The organism is Flavivirga aquimarina (assembly GCF_030540835.1).
In the GTDB taxonomy this organism is placed as follows: domain Bacteria; phylum Bacteroidota; class Bacteroidia; order Flavobacteriales; family Flavobacteriaceae; genus Flavivirga; species Flavivirga aquimarina.
This window is the reverse complement of the sequence record NZ_JAUOEK010000155.1, coordinates 97,034-112,161: the sequence shown is the minus strand read 5'-3', so window position 1 is coordinate 112,161 and position 15,128 is coordinate 97,034. Positions and strand designations below refer to the sequence as shown.

Sequence of the window (15,128 nt, the reverse complement as noted above, 5' to 3'; positions counted from 1 at the left end):
GGTTAATGTTTTTATTTGGTTCCTAAGTAAACAGGTCCTGTAATAGGATTCAATCCACTATTTAGTAATTTTATGATATAATAATATGTTCCGTTTGGCACTTTTCCGGCAGCTCCAACAGATCCACTGCTAGTTGTTCCATTCCAATCATTTTGATAATTATCGGATTCGTATATTAAAGCGCCCCATCGGTTAAATATTTGTATTTCATATTGAAATCCACATAATTCAATTCCGGAAATCTCAAAAAACTCATTGTAAGCATCACCATTAGGAGTGACAGCTTTTGATACTATAACATCATTTTCACCACAAGGTAGTACAACACAATCTGCATGTACATTCATAGTGATTTCTGTAATACTTATACAACCTTCATCTGTAGTTGTGTATCTAAATGTATAATCAATTCCACCACTTTCCGGTAAGAAATCCAGACTTAACTCTAACTTAGTAGGATCAAATATATTACCGTTTAATGTTGCTGCAGGATCACCTTCTAATAGTTCCCAAGTACCATTTGTATTAAGACCGTCTTCTAATAGACTATTCATATCAATCATACCTTCGTCATAACACCAGTCTGGTGCTACTACATCGGTAATGACTTCATCAAGTGCAACTTGTAGTGTTTGTGTATAAACTTCCTCATTATCGCATTCGTCTCTTACTGTCCAAGTTCTAACAATCTCATAGTCTACAAATACATTTTCATCAAATGAGTTTGTTTCATTAAACACAACTATAATATTTGTTGAACAATTATCTGTAAAAGTTAATTCCGGTGCATCTGGTATATCTGTACAGCTAACATCTAATGTTTCTTCAAACGTAGTTGTTGGTACTGGTGCAGTAGTATCTTGTACAGTAATAACTTGTGTATGTGTTGTTGTTAAGCCACAAGCATCAGTAGCTGTCCAAGTACGCGCAATTATATAATTACCAAGACATGAACTATTATTAGTTATTACATCATTAAAAGAGACATTAGGGGGAGTACCACAATCATCTGTAGCTATGGCTGTACCAAGTGTATTTGGTGTTAAATCATCACCACATTCAACATTTGAATTAGTCGGTAATGATGAAAATACTGGAGGGGTGGTATCAACAATATTGATTTTACGAGTAATAGTAATGGGATTATTACAAGTATCTATGATAGTATAAGATCTAGTAATTACTATCGGACAAGAACCCTCAGACTCATCAGAGCTGATAACAGTAAGGTCAGTGTTATCTGAACAATTATCTGTTATAGTAAGCCCTAAACCTTCAAGTTCAACGATTGAAGTAACAGGAGTTGGAGCATCTGTAACACTACATCCTTCCACAACTAGTTCAGCGATATTACCTAATACTCTAGGAGCTGTGGTATCGGCAGTTGAAATTTCTTGATCTGCAGACACGCTATTTCCACAACTGTCTGTTGCCGTCCAAGTTCTAATAATTTTAAAGGTTCCAGAACAAATACCATCTTCTGTAAAATCTTCATAAGTTATATCTGGATTAGCATCACAATTGTCTGTCGCTGTAGCAGTACCAAAAGCTATTGGTGTTAAATCATCACTACATTCTGCTGTTTGATTAGCTGGTAGTGTAAGTACTGGAGGGGTCGTATCGTTAATAATAATGCTTTGAATTACATTAATAGTGTTACCACAATCATCTGTTACACTATATGTTCTAGTAATCGTTTCTGCACATGTGTTATTATCAGATACATCTGAAACAAATACCACAATAGGATTAGTAGTACAGTTATCTGCTGCATCTGTAATCACATTTATATCTGGGCTTGGCACGTCAGCTAGGCATTGTACATTAATGTCAGCAAGGTTAGAAGCCGTAGGCAATGTTGTATCGTTCACATTAATAGTTTGTGAAGCTGTCACGAAGTTACCACAGTCATCCGTAATAGTATACGTTCTAGTAACAACGATTGGACAGGTACCAGTAGCACTATCAGAGTTAGTCACCACAAGGTTTGCATCTGTAGTACAGTTATCAGCAATAGCAAGTCCAAGAGCTTCTAGAGCAGCGACAGTATTCACAGGTGTTGTAGCATCAGTAGCAGTACACCCCTCTACCGTAGATTCAGCAATAGAACCAGAAACAGTAGGTAATGTTGTATCGTTGATAATAATATTTTGAGTTACAAGAATTTGATTATTACAAATATCGGTTACACTATAAGTTCTAGTGATCGTCTCCGGACAAGAATTACCATCCGATACATCCGATACATGAGCCACCACAGGGGTACCTTGATTATCCGCTTCATCAGTAACCACTGTTATATCAACAGCAGGTACATCATCGATACACTGTACATTAATATCCGCAGGATTAGAAGCCGTAGGCAAAATAGGATCCGTAATAAAAATAGTTTGAGTCACATTGATAGAGTTACCACACTCATCCGTAACACTATAAGTTCTAGTGATAGTTTCCGGACAGTTACCATTGTCTGATACATCCGACACATGAGCCACTACAATGTCATTAGCAGCAGTACAATTATCCGCTTCATCCGTAACGACTGTTACATCCGGAGCAGGAGCAGGTCCACCGGGAACCGTAATATTAGCAGGATTAGAAGCCGTAGGCAACGTTGTATCTTGTACATTAATAGTTTGTGAAGCTGTCACGAAGTTACCACAATCATCCGTAATAGTATACGTTCTAGTAACAACGATTGGACAGGTACCAGTAGCACTATCAGAGTTAGTCACCACAAGGTTTGCATCTGTAGTACAGTTATCAGCAATAGCAAGCCCAAGAGCTTCTAGAGCAGCGACAGTATTCACAGGTGTTGTAGCATCAGTAGCAGTACAACCCTCTACCGTAGATTCAGCAATAGAACCAGAAACAGTAGGTAACGTTATATCGTTCACATTAATAGTTTGTGTAGCTGTTATAAAATTGCCACATTCATCTGTAATAGTATAGGTTCTAGTTAGAACGATCGGACAGGTACCAGTTTCACTATCAGAACTAGTAACTACAAGATTTGCATCGGTAGTACAGTTATCGGTAATAACAAGCCCAAGAGCTTCTAGAGCAGCGACAGTATTCACAGGTGTTGTAGCATCAGTAGCAGTACAACCCTCTACCGTAGATTCAGTAATAGAACCAGAAACAGTAGGCAACGTTGTATCGTTCACATTAATAGTTTGTGTAACTGTTATAAAATTGCTACATTCATCTGTAATAGTATAAGTTCTAGTAACAACGATCGGACAGGTGCCAGTTGCACTATCAGAGCTAGTAACCACAAGGTTTGCATCGGTAGTACAGTTATCGGCGATAGCAAGCCCAAGAGCTTCTAGAGCGGCGACAGTATTAACAGGAGCAGTAGCATCAGTAGCAGTACAACCTTCTACTGTAGATTCTGTAATAGTGCCAGAAACAGTTGGTAAAGTTATATCATTCACAGTTATAGTCTGAGTTACATTAATAAAGTTTCCACAATCATCAGTAACACTATAAGTTCTAGTAATAATCTCAGGACATGTATTACCATCTGATATATCGGATACATGTGCTACAATTGGAGCTATACCTGAATTATCTGCTTCATCAGTAACAACTACAACATCAGGCAACGGAACATTATCTATACACTCTACATTAATAGGAGTCGGATTACTTGCCGTAGGAGCTTCATTAATATAATCTAAATATTCAATATTAATTAAACTAGGGGCAGGTATTGGGTCTCCAATACATGGCCCTGAAGTTTCATACCCTTGTATTAAAGGAACATCAAAAGGTAAATTAGATGTTGCTCCAACCCCGCTGATAGTACCGTTAACTGATACATTAGGATCAAAACTTGGATCTGTTAAAATAGAACAATCTGTAGTAACTGTCAAGGTGAAACTAATATCAGCAAGAACTGTATCTGGATCTGTTGGTACTGGTAACGTTCCTAAGTTCCATTCTATAGCTCCATTTGTACCTATTGTATTATTAAATACTGGGACATTTGTAGTAGTAAATGGTGGGTATACATGAAAATCAATATTTAAATCGTTTTGGTTTACTGAATCTGGAAGCGGAATGGTAATTACTGTATTGTTTGTTGCTTCAGTTCCTGTATTTTTTATTTGGATAATATAATCAGCATTTTCGTCTGGTTCTAAAGAGGTATTAGTACCACTTGGAGGGGTCCCATTTATTGATGTATTGGTTAAGACACCTTCTGGTTCTGGGATATAGGCATCAACAGCAAAAGTTACATTAAAAATAATATATGTATCTAATGTAGAGCCATATCTAAATCGTGTAAAAGTTTTATTATTAGGAATAATATTATTTCCTGTATTATCTATATTAAACATCGCAATGTCTAAACCTGTATTGTTGTCCTCACTGGGATTTCTATAGTTACCGCCTGTAACAATGGAAGAATTGAAGAAGTTGTCTGTGGTGTTACCGCTATGGGATAATAATTGATAGCTATTGTTATTTAAAGTTGCCAAATTGTTTGGATCATCATCACCATCTGGTATTATTATTTCAAAAGTATCACCATCCCAAGGTACATCACCTTCTCCGGCCATTAATCCTAATTTAAGATTAACGTCCCCACTTTGTACAGCATTAAATCCATTTACATCTATGGTAAAATCTGCGACGCCGTTTGTTACGTAGGCATGTCCGTCAAAAACTGTGATATCTCTCCAGTTCATTTTTGAGTTTTCATAAATAACAACCATACCCCAACCTCCGTAATAACCAATTCCATCGGAACTGTTTCCTTCTCTTGTGGCTACATTTGCAACAAAATATTCACCAATACCATTGTTTATAACATAGTCTGTAACTTCAGTATAAGCAGAATACATATTGCCATCTGTATTAGATGGGTAATAAATATTTGATGGACTAGCAGTGAGTTCTGTATAATTAGAAGATGCCGGTCCTTTTATAGATACTTTTCTTTTATCTAAAGTTTTTGTAATTCCATTTTTTGTAACCTGAAATGTATCAGAATCTGATTCTACATCACCAAAAGCTCTACCTGTCCAATATAATCCAGCATAAATAATATTTGAACATTCAGGGATTGCACCATTTTCTGTGGAAAAATTTATTGTTGCAGATGAAGAGTTAAACGTAGTATTTCCTGGAACAGCTGCACCATCAACATCAACATATCTTACATCGCTAAAATTGGAGCCTCCATCGGAATAGTTTACCATTGTAATATTGGTATTACCTACCATGATAAAATCTCCTTTTACATTATACATTGTTGAAGAGGGAGGGGTGGTTGATGCTCTGGGAGTAAACTCAACCATAACCTGACCATAACTACTTAAAACTGTAGATGTAATTATAATAGCCATTATCAAAAACTTATGGTTTTTGTATAATAAAGCTTTAATTGTAGTGTATAGTTTTTTCATTTCTTGTTCTTTTAATTACCTGTATACTATAATTATGATGGTCTCACTGATATATAAAAAATTCTTATTCTATCATTTGGCGCTTTTACAAATCTTTCAATTTGGTTTGCAGTACACTTAAATAGGCATTTTATATAAATGTATTGCAGTTTTGGAAACCCTTCTATATTTGATAGGTCTATAGGCGTATCCAATTCACTTTCATTTTTTAGCGTAATTGTTATTAGCTTTACTCCTTTATAATTGGAATTATTTTGATTGAGTAAACTAAAAGAGTTCATACTTTCCAATGAAATTTTAACTGGAGCACTTTCTCCATATCTGTGTTTTAATTTATTTTGTTCGAAATAATGTGTTGCGTGAAGTTTTTTAGAAAGGTTATAAAAATCACTTCTATCTTTATTGGTATTAGATTTTTTTTGAGACACCTCATTTTTTACCAATTCATAAATACCATGCTCTTGTGCAAAAGTTTTGTTTGTATATAGTAGTGATATACAAAGCATAAATAGAAAATTAGAGATTATTAAAGTCAATTTATTTTTCATGATTTAGTAAAATTATTTTGTTTAAAACTATTATATATTATAAACACCGATGTAACAAAATAGTCACAAACAAGTATTAATGTTAATTAATAATAAAAAAGTTTTCGAGGGAAAAAACTGTGAGGGAAAAACATTGCTTAACAATGTCATATTTTTATATGGTATTAGATTCAGGTTCATAACTTTCTGATGTTAAGTAGGTGGTACAAAAGAAAACATATAGAGCTATCTGCTCAAAAATATATGGTAAATCACTTATAAATTCGATTAAAGGCTTTTAAAAAACATTTAGTCGTCATAATGAGTTTTTTATCGTTTATGCATTGTCTAGTAGGCTTATATAGATTTTGTGTAATTTTTTTAACGTTTTATTTGTTGGTATTAACTAATTTTATATCACAAACAATTTGATTTTTGTTAGAAAAACAAATTTTTATCTAAAAAATAATACATTTAGTCGAACAATATGAAAAAAATAATTTTGGTAAGACATGCCAAATCTTCTTGGAAACACAACGTAATAGATCATGAAAGACCTCTTAACGAAAGAGGTATTAAAGATGCTCATTTGGTTTCGGTTAATTTAAAGGAAAGTAATATAAATATTGACCTAGTGCTTTCAAGTGATGCTATGCGTGCAAAAACAACTGCTAATATTTTTATTTCTAATCTCGGTATTGATTCAAATATTGCACATTTAAATCATAAACTATATGATTTTTCTGGAACCGATCTTGTCGAAGTTATTAGGACATGTGATGACTCTATAAATACACTTATGCTTTTTGGTCACAATCATGCCATTACGGCTTTTGCAAATACCTATGGCAGTAGTTATATAGATAATGTTCCAACCACGGGTGTTGTTATCATGGAGTTTAATATTACTGATTGGAAAAACTTAAATAAAGGTAAAACGGTTCAAACTTTATTCCCAAGAGATTTTAAATAACCTACTGCATAAGTAGTTTGTATAAATATAACTTAACTTTTGCAAAAAAGTATAAGTGTGTATCTTTTTAAGTATTGTTCTAACCTATGATGAAGACTTAATTTATTATAAAAACTTTCCATTTCACATTAACTTTTAGTAATCATATTAATCTGAAATAGAATATATTTGTGAATCTATTCTAAATCATGAATTATTCAATGACATCACCTGAGCCACAAAGCAATAATTACATAAATAGAGAAATAAGTTGGTTGCAATTTAATGCCCGAGTTTTACAAGAAGCTTCAGATGAAAACGTACCATTGATTGAGCGGTTGCGATTTCTGGGTATTTTTTCTAATAATTTAGATGAATTTTTTAAAGTTAGGTACGCTACGGTAAAGCGTATTGTTGAAGCAGGAAAAGGAGGCAAGAATGCTTTAGGGGGTATAAAAGCTAAGGAACTTCTTGAAATTATTACTCAAATTGTAATAAAGCAACAAAGTAAAAGTTTAGAAATATTAAATACAATTCATCAAAGATTAGAGGATGAAAACATATATATTATTGACGAAAACCAAATAGATAAAGCACAGCATGACTACATTAAAAAATATTTTATAACAAAAGTAAGTCCTGCTTTAGTTACTATTATTTTGAACGATTCTGTAGTACTTCCTAATTTGAAGGATAGCGGTGCTTATTTAGCAGTTAGAATGGTAATGTCTAATAATGAAAGACAGTTTGCATTAATAGAAATACCAAAAACCTTTAATCGATTTGTAGAATTACCAAAAGAAGGGGAGAAGAGTTATATTATAATGATTGACGATTTACTTCGTCATTGCTTAAGTGATATTTTCAATATTTTCGATTATAAGTGCATATCTGCCCATATGATAAAAATTACTCGTGATGGTGAATTGGATTTTGAGAGTGATTTAAGTAAAAGTTTTATCGAGAAAATATCCGATAGTGTTAAGCATAGGCAGGTAGGAGAACCAGTTCGATTTGTATACGATAAGACTATAGATAAGGAAACTTTAGAGTATTTAATGACCAAAATGGGAATTGATGATACAGATAGTGTCATTCCTGGAGGGCGTTATCACAACAGAAGGGATTATATGGGGTTTCCCAGCTTAGGTAGAAACGACCTTCTTTATAGTAAAATAGAAGCCTTACCGATTAAAGGACTTAGTTTAGAAGCTAGTATTTTTGAAGCTATTAAGGAAAAAGATTATTTACTTCAAGCACCTTATCAAACTTTTTCTTATGTCGTTAAGTTTCTAAGAGAAGCTGCTTTAGACCCCAATGTGAAAACGATAAAAATTACTATTTACCGTTTAGCGCAAATATCGCATATTGCGAGTTCTCTAATCAATGCGGCTATTAACGGGAAATCGGTTACTGTTTCCATAGAACTACAAGCCAGATTTGATGAGCAAGCCAATATTAATTATGCGCAGCAGATGGAAGATGAAGGTATAAACTTGGTTTTTGGAGTTGCAGGGTTAAAAGTGCATAGTAAAATGTGTGTTATAGAACGTGAGGAAGGCAAAAAACTAAAACGCTACGGCTTTATAAGCACAGGGAATTTTAACGAATCTACTGCAAAAATTTATACAGACTATACATTGTTCACTTCAGATCAGCGTATTTTAAAAGATGTAAATAAAATTTTTAGTTTCTTTGAGACTAATTATAAAATTTTCACGTATAAACATTTAATTACATCACCTCATTATACACAAAAAGCAGTTTTTAAATTAATAGATGCCGAAATAGAAAGTGTTAAAAATGGAGAAGAGGGCAGTATAAGGTTAAAAATGAATAGCATATCTAGCTATAAAATGATTGATAAGCTTTATGAGGCAAGTAGGGCTGGAGTAAAGATTCAAATGATAGTTAGGGGGATTTGTTGTTTAATCCCAGGAGTAGAGGGGATGAGTGAAAATATTGAGGTTATTAGTGTCGTAGATAAGTTTTTAGAACATTCCAGAGTGTATATATTTGGTAATAATGGTAATTCTAAAGTATATATTTCTTCTGCAGATTGGATGACAAGGAATATAGATAACAGGGTAGAAGTAAGTTGTCCTATTTATGATGATGATATTAAAAAAGAAATTATTGAGACGTTTAATATAAGCTGGAGTGACAATGTTAAAGCTAGATTATTAAACGAATCACAAGAAAACGATTATAGAATAAATGATAAAGAAAAAGTAAGGTCTCAATTTGCTACTTATAATTATTATTTAAAAAAGCTGGAAAGTTAGTATGCTTACAATAAAGAAATACGCAGCTATAGATATTGGTTCTAATGCTGTAAGGTTACTCATTTCAAATATTATTGAACAAAAAGGAAGACCTGTACAATTCAAGAAAAATTCACTAGTTCGTGTACCTATACGTTTAGGAGCCGATGTTTTTATAAAAAATAAAATTTCGAAAGAGAATACGCAACGAATAGTCGATACCATGGTAGCGTTTAAACTGTTGATGAAATCTCACAAAGTTGTAAAGTATAAAGCTTGTGCAACTTCGGCTATGAGAGAATCTAAAAACGGTAAGAAAGTGGTCGATTTAATCTTAAAAAAAGCAGAAATAAGTATTGATATTATTGATGGTGTGGAAGAGGCAGCCATAATTGCGGCTACCGATTTAAATAAGTATATAGATAGTAATAAAACGTATTTATATGTTGATGTAGGTGGTGGTAGTACTGAGTTTACTGTAATACATAGAGGCGAGCAAATAGTTTCAAAATCTTTTAAAATAGGAACCGTTAGACTTCTTAATGATATGGTTAAAAAGAAATCGTGGAAAGAGTTGGAAGCATGGATAGGAAAGCATACAGATGTTTACCATAAAATAGAGGTTATTGGTTCTGGTGGGAATATTAATAAAATATTTAAAATATCGGGGAAAGCTATAGGTAAACCACTTTCATATTTTTATTTAACCTCTTATTATAATATGCTTCAGAGTTATTCTTATGAAGAACGTATTACAGAGTTGGACTTAAATCAAGATAGGGCAGATGTTATTATTCCTGCTATGCGAATTTACCTTTCTTCTATGAAATGGAGCGGTGCAAAAAACATTTATGTTCCAAAAATTGGTTTAGCAGATGGTATCATTAAAAGTATCTATTATGATACTGTATCCAGCAATACACAGTAAAATTGTGCACTTTACCTTTTATAATTGTAGTATTTTAATTTTATAATATATATTCGTACCCGTATAATTGCTTAAAATTATACCCCAAACCTAATTTATTATGAAAAAAATATTACTATTTACAATACTATGTGGTTTTTCTATTTATGGTGTTTCTCAAGATATAAAGTATGGTATAAGAGGCGGTTTAAATATTTCAAATTTAGATTTTGATGATAATGATATAGCTGCTGAAAATAAACATAGAAACAGTGTTTATATTGGTTTTTTTGCAAACATAGGTTTGTCTAAAACCATCTCTTTAATGCCAGAAGTACAGTTTTCTGCAGAAGGAGCAGATCCAGAACCTTTACATTTAGATTATATTCAAGCTCCCATTTTTTTAAAATTTAGATTGAGTGAAAAAATCCATTTTGGTGTCGGACCGCAAGTAGGGCTTAAAGTACATAAAGAAGACGATGGTGTTAAGAACTTTGCATATTCCGGTGTTACGGGTGTAGAATACAAAATAAACTATGCACTGTTTGCAGATGTAAGATATACGTATGGTTTCTCTAATATTTTTGACGATAATTTAGGCATTGAAGCTAAAAACTCCAATATACAAATAGGTGTCGGTTATAAGTTTTAACCGTGAATAGCTTCAGTATTTCCTAAATTAGACATAATTTCAGCTTCATATTCAAGAAGTTGCTGCCATTTGGTATCAACTTCTTTTTTATTTCCATATTTACGAGCAAAGCCTAAAAACATCGTGTAATGATTTGCTTCGCTAACCATTAAGTTTCTATAAAAGGTGGCTAACTCTTTGTCTTTAAGTTCTTCGGAAAGTAACCTAAAGCGTTCACAACTTCTGGCCTCAATTAATGCAGCATAGAGCAAGCGATGTACTAGTTGTGTAGTTCTACTGCCTCCTTTAGGAAAGAATTTTACAAGTTGAATTACATAGTCATCACGTCTATCACGTCCTAGAACCCAACCGCGTTCTATAATTTTATCATGAACCATTTTAAAATGACTCATTTCTTCTTTCACTAGAGCTGTCATTTCTTGTACCAACTCCGTGTATTCCGGAAAGCTTACAATTAATGAAATAGCTGTACTTGTTGCTTTTTGCTCACAAAACGCATGATCGGTAAGTATTTCTTCAATGTTCTTTTCTACAATGTTTACCCAACGTGGATCTGTTGGAAGTTTTAGTCCTAGCATGAGTTTATTATATAATCTTGGAAAAAATATCTATTTCTTTAATTTGAATACTTCCCTGTTCATCAATTTTAAGCGTAAAATCTTTGCATTCGCCTGTATTAGGAATACAAAACGATGTGTTTAAGAACAGCATATCTTCGTTTGACGCATTATAATCTATCCATGTAAGTTGCATAATAGCATTTGCCCAGAATGTCGCACTTTCAAATTCATAAAAAAGCTTTTTATTAATCAGGCCTTTGCTAATAACAGTATTGTTTTTTGATATCAGAAGCTGTGCTTCAAAGTTTTTGTGATGAATTTTAACTAGAGAATCATTTTTAGATTTTCTTGTTTCTAAAACAAAATTATCTTCTAAAGAATGGTATATTATTTTAACTTCAAATCCATTGCTTAAAAGTGTATCTGTTTTAATTTCTGTATACGTTTCGGGAACAAACTTTATTTCTTCGGTAAACGCCTCTAAAAGCTTATTCTCTTTTAAAACTTCTGCATTGGTTTTATATTTTCTGTCTCTACCATCACAGCTTGATAGCATTACAACAGAAATTAATATAAAAACGGGTAACTTATACATGTATAGTTTTTAAATATCTAAATCGAAAGTTTTTCTTAAAATATCAATATTGGGATTTTTCTCTTTTAACTTTTCAAACTTCTCCATGGTAGTATAAGCATATTGTTTTTCCATGACTTCGTTTACGCTAATTGACAAACTAATATCAAAATTGTTTAGAGATTTTCTAACAAAAGCTAAAAGATCGTATTGTTGGCGTTCTACTTCAACTTTATTTGTAGCATTTGGAAACTCTAAATAAACAGTGGTTTCTTTTACTTTTGGTACGTCTATAGATAATATTGAAGCCAAGTTATATTTACCATCTGCGCGCAATTTTTCAACATAGGTATTCCAAACAGTTATAAGTTCTTTTTCGGTAAAATCTTCCTTAGGTAAATCTTCTTCATCAATAACAACATCCATTTGTTTAATAAGATGTTCTTTTTTTGCTCTTATACTACTTAAGGAAAGCCCGGAAGTTCGTTTTGTTTCTTGTTTTAAAATAATTTTTGGAGCTTCTTTAACTTGAAAAGCTTCTAATGTATTGGTGTTAGATGGTTGTGCCTCTAATACTTCTTCTTTTAAAGTATCGGGATTATCTACATTATTTTGTTTTTTTACAGGCGTTGTAACAGGAATAGGAGTAATACCTTTCTTTTTAAAGTAAGAAGCTGGAATTATGTAATGTCTGCTATTTTTTTTTTCTCCATCAAAAGTGATAGAGGCAAGCTGCATTAAACATAACTCGATAAGTAAGCGTTGGTTTTTACTGGTTTTATACTTGAGATCGCAGTCGTTAGCCAGATTTATACTTTGCAAGAGAAATTCCTGCGATGCTTTTTGAGATTGCTCTAAGTACTTCGCTTTGGTTTGTTCTCCAACTTCTAGTAGCTCTATGGTTTCTGGGGTTTTACTTACGAGTAAATCCCTAAAATGAGATGCTAATCCAGCAATATAATGATGTCCATCAAAACCTTTTGATAAGGTATTATTGAATTGTAAAAGCAACTCTGGAATCTTATTTTCTAAAATTAAATCTGTGCTTGTAAAATAGGTTTCGTAATCAAGTACATTTAAATTTTCTGTAACAGCCTGTCTGGTTAAATCTTTACCAGAAAAACTTACCACTCTGTCAAAAATAGATAATGCATCACGCATAGCGCCATCTGCTTTCTGAGCGATAATATGCAAAGCATCATCATCGGCTGTTACGCCTTGTTCTTCAGCTATATATTTTAAATACCCTTTAGCATCTTTTACTGTAATACGTTTGAAATCAAAAATCTGACAACGCGATAAAATAGTTGGAATAATTTTATGCTTTTCGGTAGTTGCTAAAATAAAAATACAATGCTTAGGTGGTTCTTCCAACGTTTTAAGAAATGCATTAAAAGCAGCCTGAGATAGCATGTGTACCTCATCGATAATGTATACTTTATATTTTCCAACTTGTGGAGGAATACGAACCTGATCTGTTAAACTCCTAATATCATCAACAGAATTATTGGAAGCTGCATCGAGTTCAAAAATATTAAAAGCAAAATCTTCATTGTCGGTTTCTGTACCATCACTATTAATCATTTTAGCCAGAATACGTGCACAAGTTGTTTTACCTACACCACGAGGCCCTGTAAAGAGTAGGGCTTGAGCTAAATGATTGTTATCTATAGCATTTAATAACGTATTTGTAATAGCCTGCTGCCCCACAACATCTTTAAATGTTTGTGGTCTGTATTTTCTAGCCGATACTACAAAGTGTTCCAAATCTTGCTGAATTTACCTGTGTTGAACTCATTTCAATATCAACATCATTTATGATGTTAATACAATGTATAACAAAGTTAAAAATTCAACTTAAAATTATAGATAAAGCACATAAAATTTAAAGCGAGTTATTAACAACTTTTAGTGATAAGTGCTTCATACCATTTTTTATTCTAAATTATTATAAACATAAGTATTTTAAGGTTATGGAATAGTTATGCTATTTTTAGAGATATAAAATTTCTTTGTTGTAATTTTGTCATCAAGTAGATCGCCTTATCGCTCGAATGCTGAACTTGTTTCAGTTAAACATATAGTTTATTTAAAAGGTACTGAAACAAGTTCAGCACTTGAGAGGAAAGTCCGAACACCATAGTGCAACATAGTGGTTAACAACCACCAGTCGTGAGGCTAGGAAAAGTGCAACAGAAAGTATGTACAGGTCAAGCTGTAGTGAAACCAGGTAAACTCTATGTGGTGCAATGTCATGTAAACCAGTGTCCCGATAACTATCGGGAGAGAGCGGCACGTTCGATGCTGGAGGGTAGGCAGCTAAAGTATATTGGTAACAATATACTCAGATAAATGATAAGGGCTTTTTATACTTATTTTAGGTTATCCTGAAACAAGTTCAAGAAGTACAGAATTCGGCTTATAGATTTACTTGAATAAAATAAACCCTTCTTAATTATAAGAAGGGTTTACCATTAAAAAAAAAGAGTTTGGTTAGCAACTTATTTTTTTGGCGAATAAGATAAATCCGGTCTCATTTCCCCGCTATACTCTTCCATTCTGGTTATATGGTTTATTACTTTACTAAAAGTTTCCCAGCGATCTGGCCCTAAAACTTCTTCATTAGCCTTGGCTTGTGTTGCTCCATCTACTTCATCTTTAGCAGCAACAGATACCAGATAATAGTTTTCCATAGCTCCAAATCCATTTCGGTAAATACGGTAATAACTTGTAGATCCTTTGCTTGCAAATAGTTCTTTAACGGCTTTCATGCCTTCTTTTACTTTTTTTGCATTTTTGGGTGCATAATACATATAAAACCATTTGCGATAGTTTTTCCCTTCCATTGATTCTTTAGAGCCTTCTGGCATATAGCTAAGCTCTTCATCATGTACCACAATGTATGAGCCATGCGAATTGTAGCATTTATCATAACGTTCAAACATTTCTCCAAATTTATCACCCATTGCTTCTGCCATATCTGCCATTGGACGTTTATCTAATTCTGCAAAGTTCTCGATAGGAGTAATATAAAAGTATTTAAAATCATTAGATACCGCTGTTACCCATTCGGTTTGTAAATTATGTTCTACAGAAGCGGCATGGAATTCTTTAGCAATTTTCTCGTATTCCATCATTTTTGATGGTTTTACATTGTCTTGGTGTACCAAGAACATTTGCTGTGCTTGCGATAGGTTACATGTTAAGCATAAAACAAGTGCTAAAATTAAAGTTGTTTTTAGTGTTTTCATAAATTTAATATTTGGTTAGTTAGT

At 32.9% G+C, this 15,128-nt stretch carries 10 protein-coding genes and 1 other RNA gene; 5 read left to right on the top strand and 6 right to left on the bottom strand.

All coding sequences use genetic code 11. The annotated features are described in order from the left end of the window. Positions 1–11: 11 nt before the first annotated feature. Both Q4Q35_RS16965 and Q4Q35_RS16960 read right to left on the bottom strand, forming a co-directional pair. Positions 12–5,417, bottom strand: coding sequence for an HYR-like domain-containing protein (locus tag Q4Q35_RS16965; RefSeq protein ID WP_303279214.1), 5,406 nt, complete (start codon positions 5,415–5,417; stop codon positions 12–14). A gap of 32 nt (positions 5,418–5,449) precedes the next feature. Next, entirely contained in the window at positions 5,450–5,965 is a 516-nt protein-coding gene (locus Q4Q35_RS16960; protein WP_303279213.1) for a hypothetical protein, read from the bottom strand. Between the two features lie 466 nt (positions 5,966–6,431). Between Q4Q35_RS16960 and Q4Q35_RS16955 the strand changes: the two genes are divergently transcribed. The 4 genes from Q4Q35_RS16955 (at position 6,432) to Q4Q35_RS16940 (ending at position 10,719) form a co-directional block, all read left to right on the top strand. Further along, the gene (locus Q4Q35_RS16955) at positions 6,432–6,917 is read left to right on the top strand and encodes a SixA phosphatase family protein (protein ID WP_303279212.1); all 486 of its coding nucleotides are present in this window, start codon (positions 6,432–6,434) and stop codon (positions 6,915–6,917) included. Between the two features lie 188 nt (positions 6,918–7,105). Continuing rightward, the gene (gene ppk1, locus Q4Q35_RS16950; RefSeq protein WP_303279211.1) at positions 7,106–9,181 is read left to right on the top strand and encodes a polyphosphate kinase 1; all 2,076 of its coding nucleotides are present in this window, start codon (positions 7,106–7,108) and stop codon (positions 9,179–9,181) included. Position 9,182: 1 nt separating this feature from the next. After that, the gene (locus tag Q4Q35_RS16945; RefSeq protein WP_303279210.1) at positions 9,183–10,088 is read left to right on the top strand and encodes a Ppx/GppA phosphatase family protein; all 906 of its coding nucleotides are present in this window, start codon (positions 9,183–9,185) and stop codon (positions 10,086–10,088) included. A gap of 100 nt (positions 10,089–10,188) precedes the next feature. After that, positions 10,189–10,719, top strand: a complete 531-nt coding sequence (locus Q4Q35_RS16940; RefSeq protein WP_303279209.1) for a porin family protein — start codon at positions 10,189–10,191, stop codon at positions 10,717–10,719. Here the strand turns inward: Q4Q35_RS16940 and Q4Q35_RS16935 are convergent. Genes Q4Q35_RS16935 through dnaX form a run of 3 tightly spaced genes read right to left on the bottom strand, consistent with a single transcriptional unit; the run spans position 10,716 to position 13,620 of the window. Further along, positions 10,716–11,297 (bottom strand): MiaE family protein, encoded by a 582-nt coding sequence (locus tag Q4Q35_RS16935; protein ID WP_303279208.1) that lies wholly within the window; start codon positions 11,295–11,297, stop codon positions 10,716–10,718. The genes Q4Q35_RS16940 and Q4Q35_RS16935 overlap by 4 nt on opposite strands. Positions 11,298–11,304: 7 nt before the next feature. After that, positions 11,305–11,874, bottom strand: coding sequence for a hypothetical protein (locus tag Q4Q35_RS16930; RefSeq protein ID WP_303279207.1), 570 nt, complete (start codon positions 11,872–11,874; stop codon positions 11,305–11,307). A gap of 9 nt (positions 11,875–11,883) precedes the next feature. Next, complete coding sequence (gene dnaX, locus Q4Q35_RS16925) at positions 11,884–13,620, bottom strand: DNA polymerase III subunit gamma/tau (RefSeq protein ID WP_303279206.1); 1,737 nt, start codon at positions 13,618–13,620, stop codon at positions 11,884–11,886. A 263-nt stretch (positions 13,621–13,883) separates the two neighbouring features. Between dnaX and rnpB the strand changes: the two genes are divergently transcribed. Further along, positions 13,884–14,291: RNase P RNA component class A (gene rnpB / locus Q4Q35_RS16920), an RNA gene on the top strand. 63 nt (positions 14,292–14,354) lie between these two features. On the opposite strand, the gene Q4Q35_RS16915 is transcribed toward rnpB, so the two are convergent. Beyond that, positions 14,355–15,104: a hypothetical protein gene (locus tag Q4Q35_RS16915; RefSeq protein ID WP_303279205.1), complete on the bottom strand. Its 750-nt coding sequence runs from the start codon at positions 15,102–15,104 to the stop codon at positions 14,355–14,357. Positions 15,105–15,128: the final 24 nt, after the last annotated feature.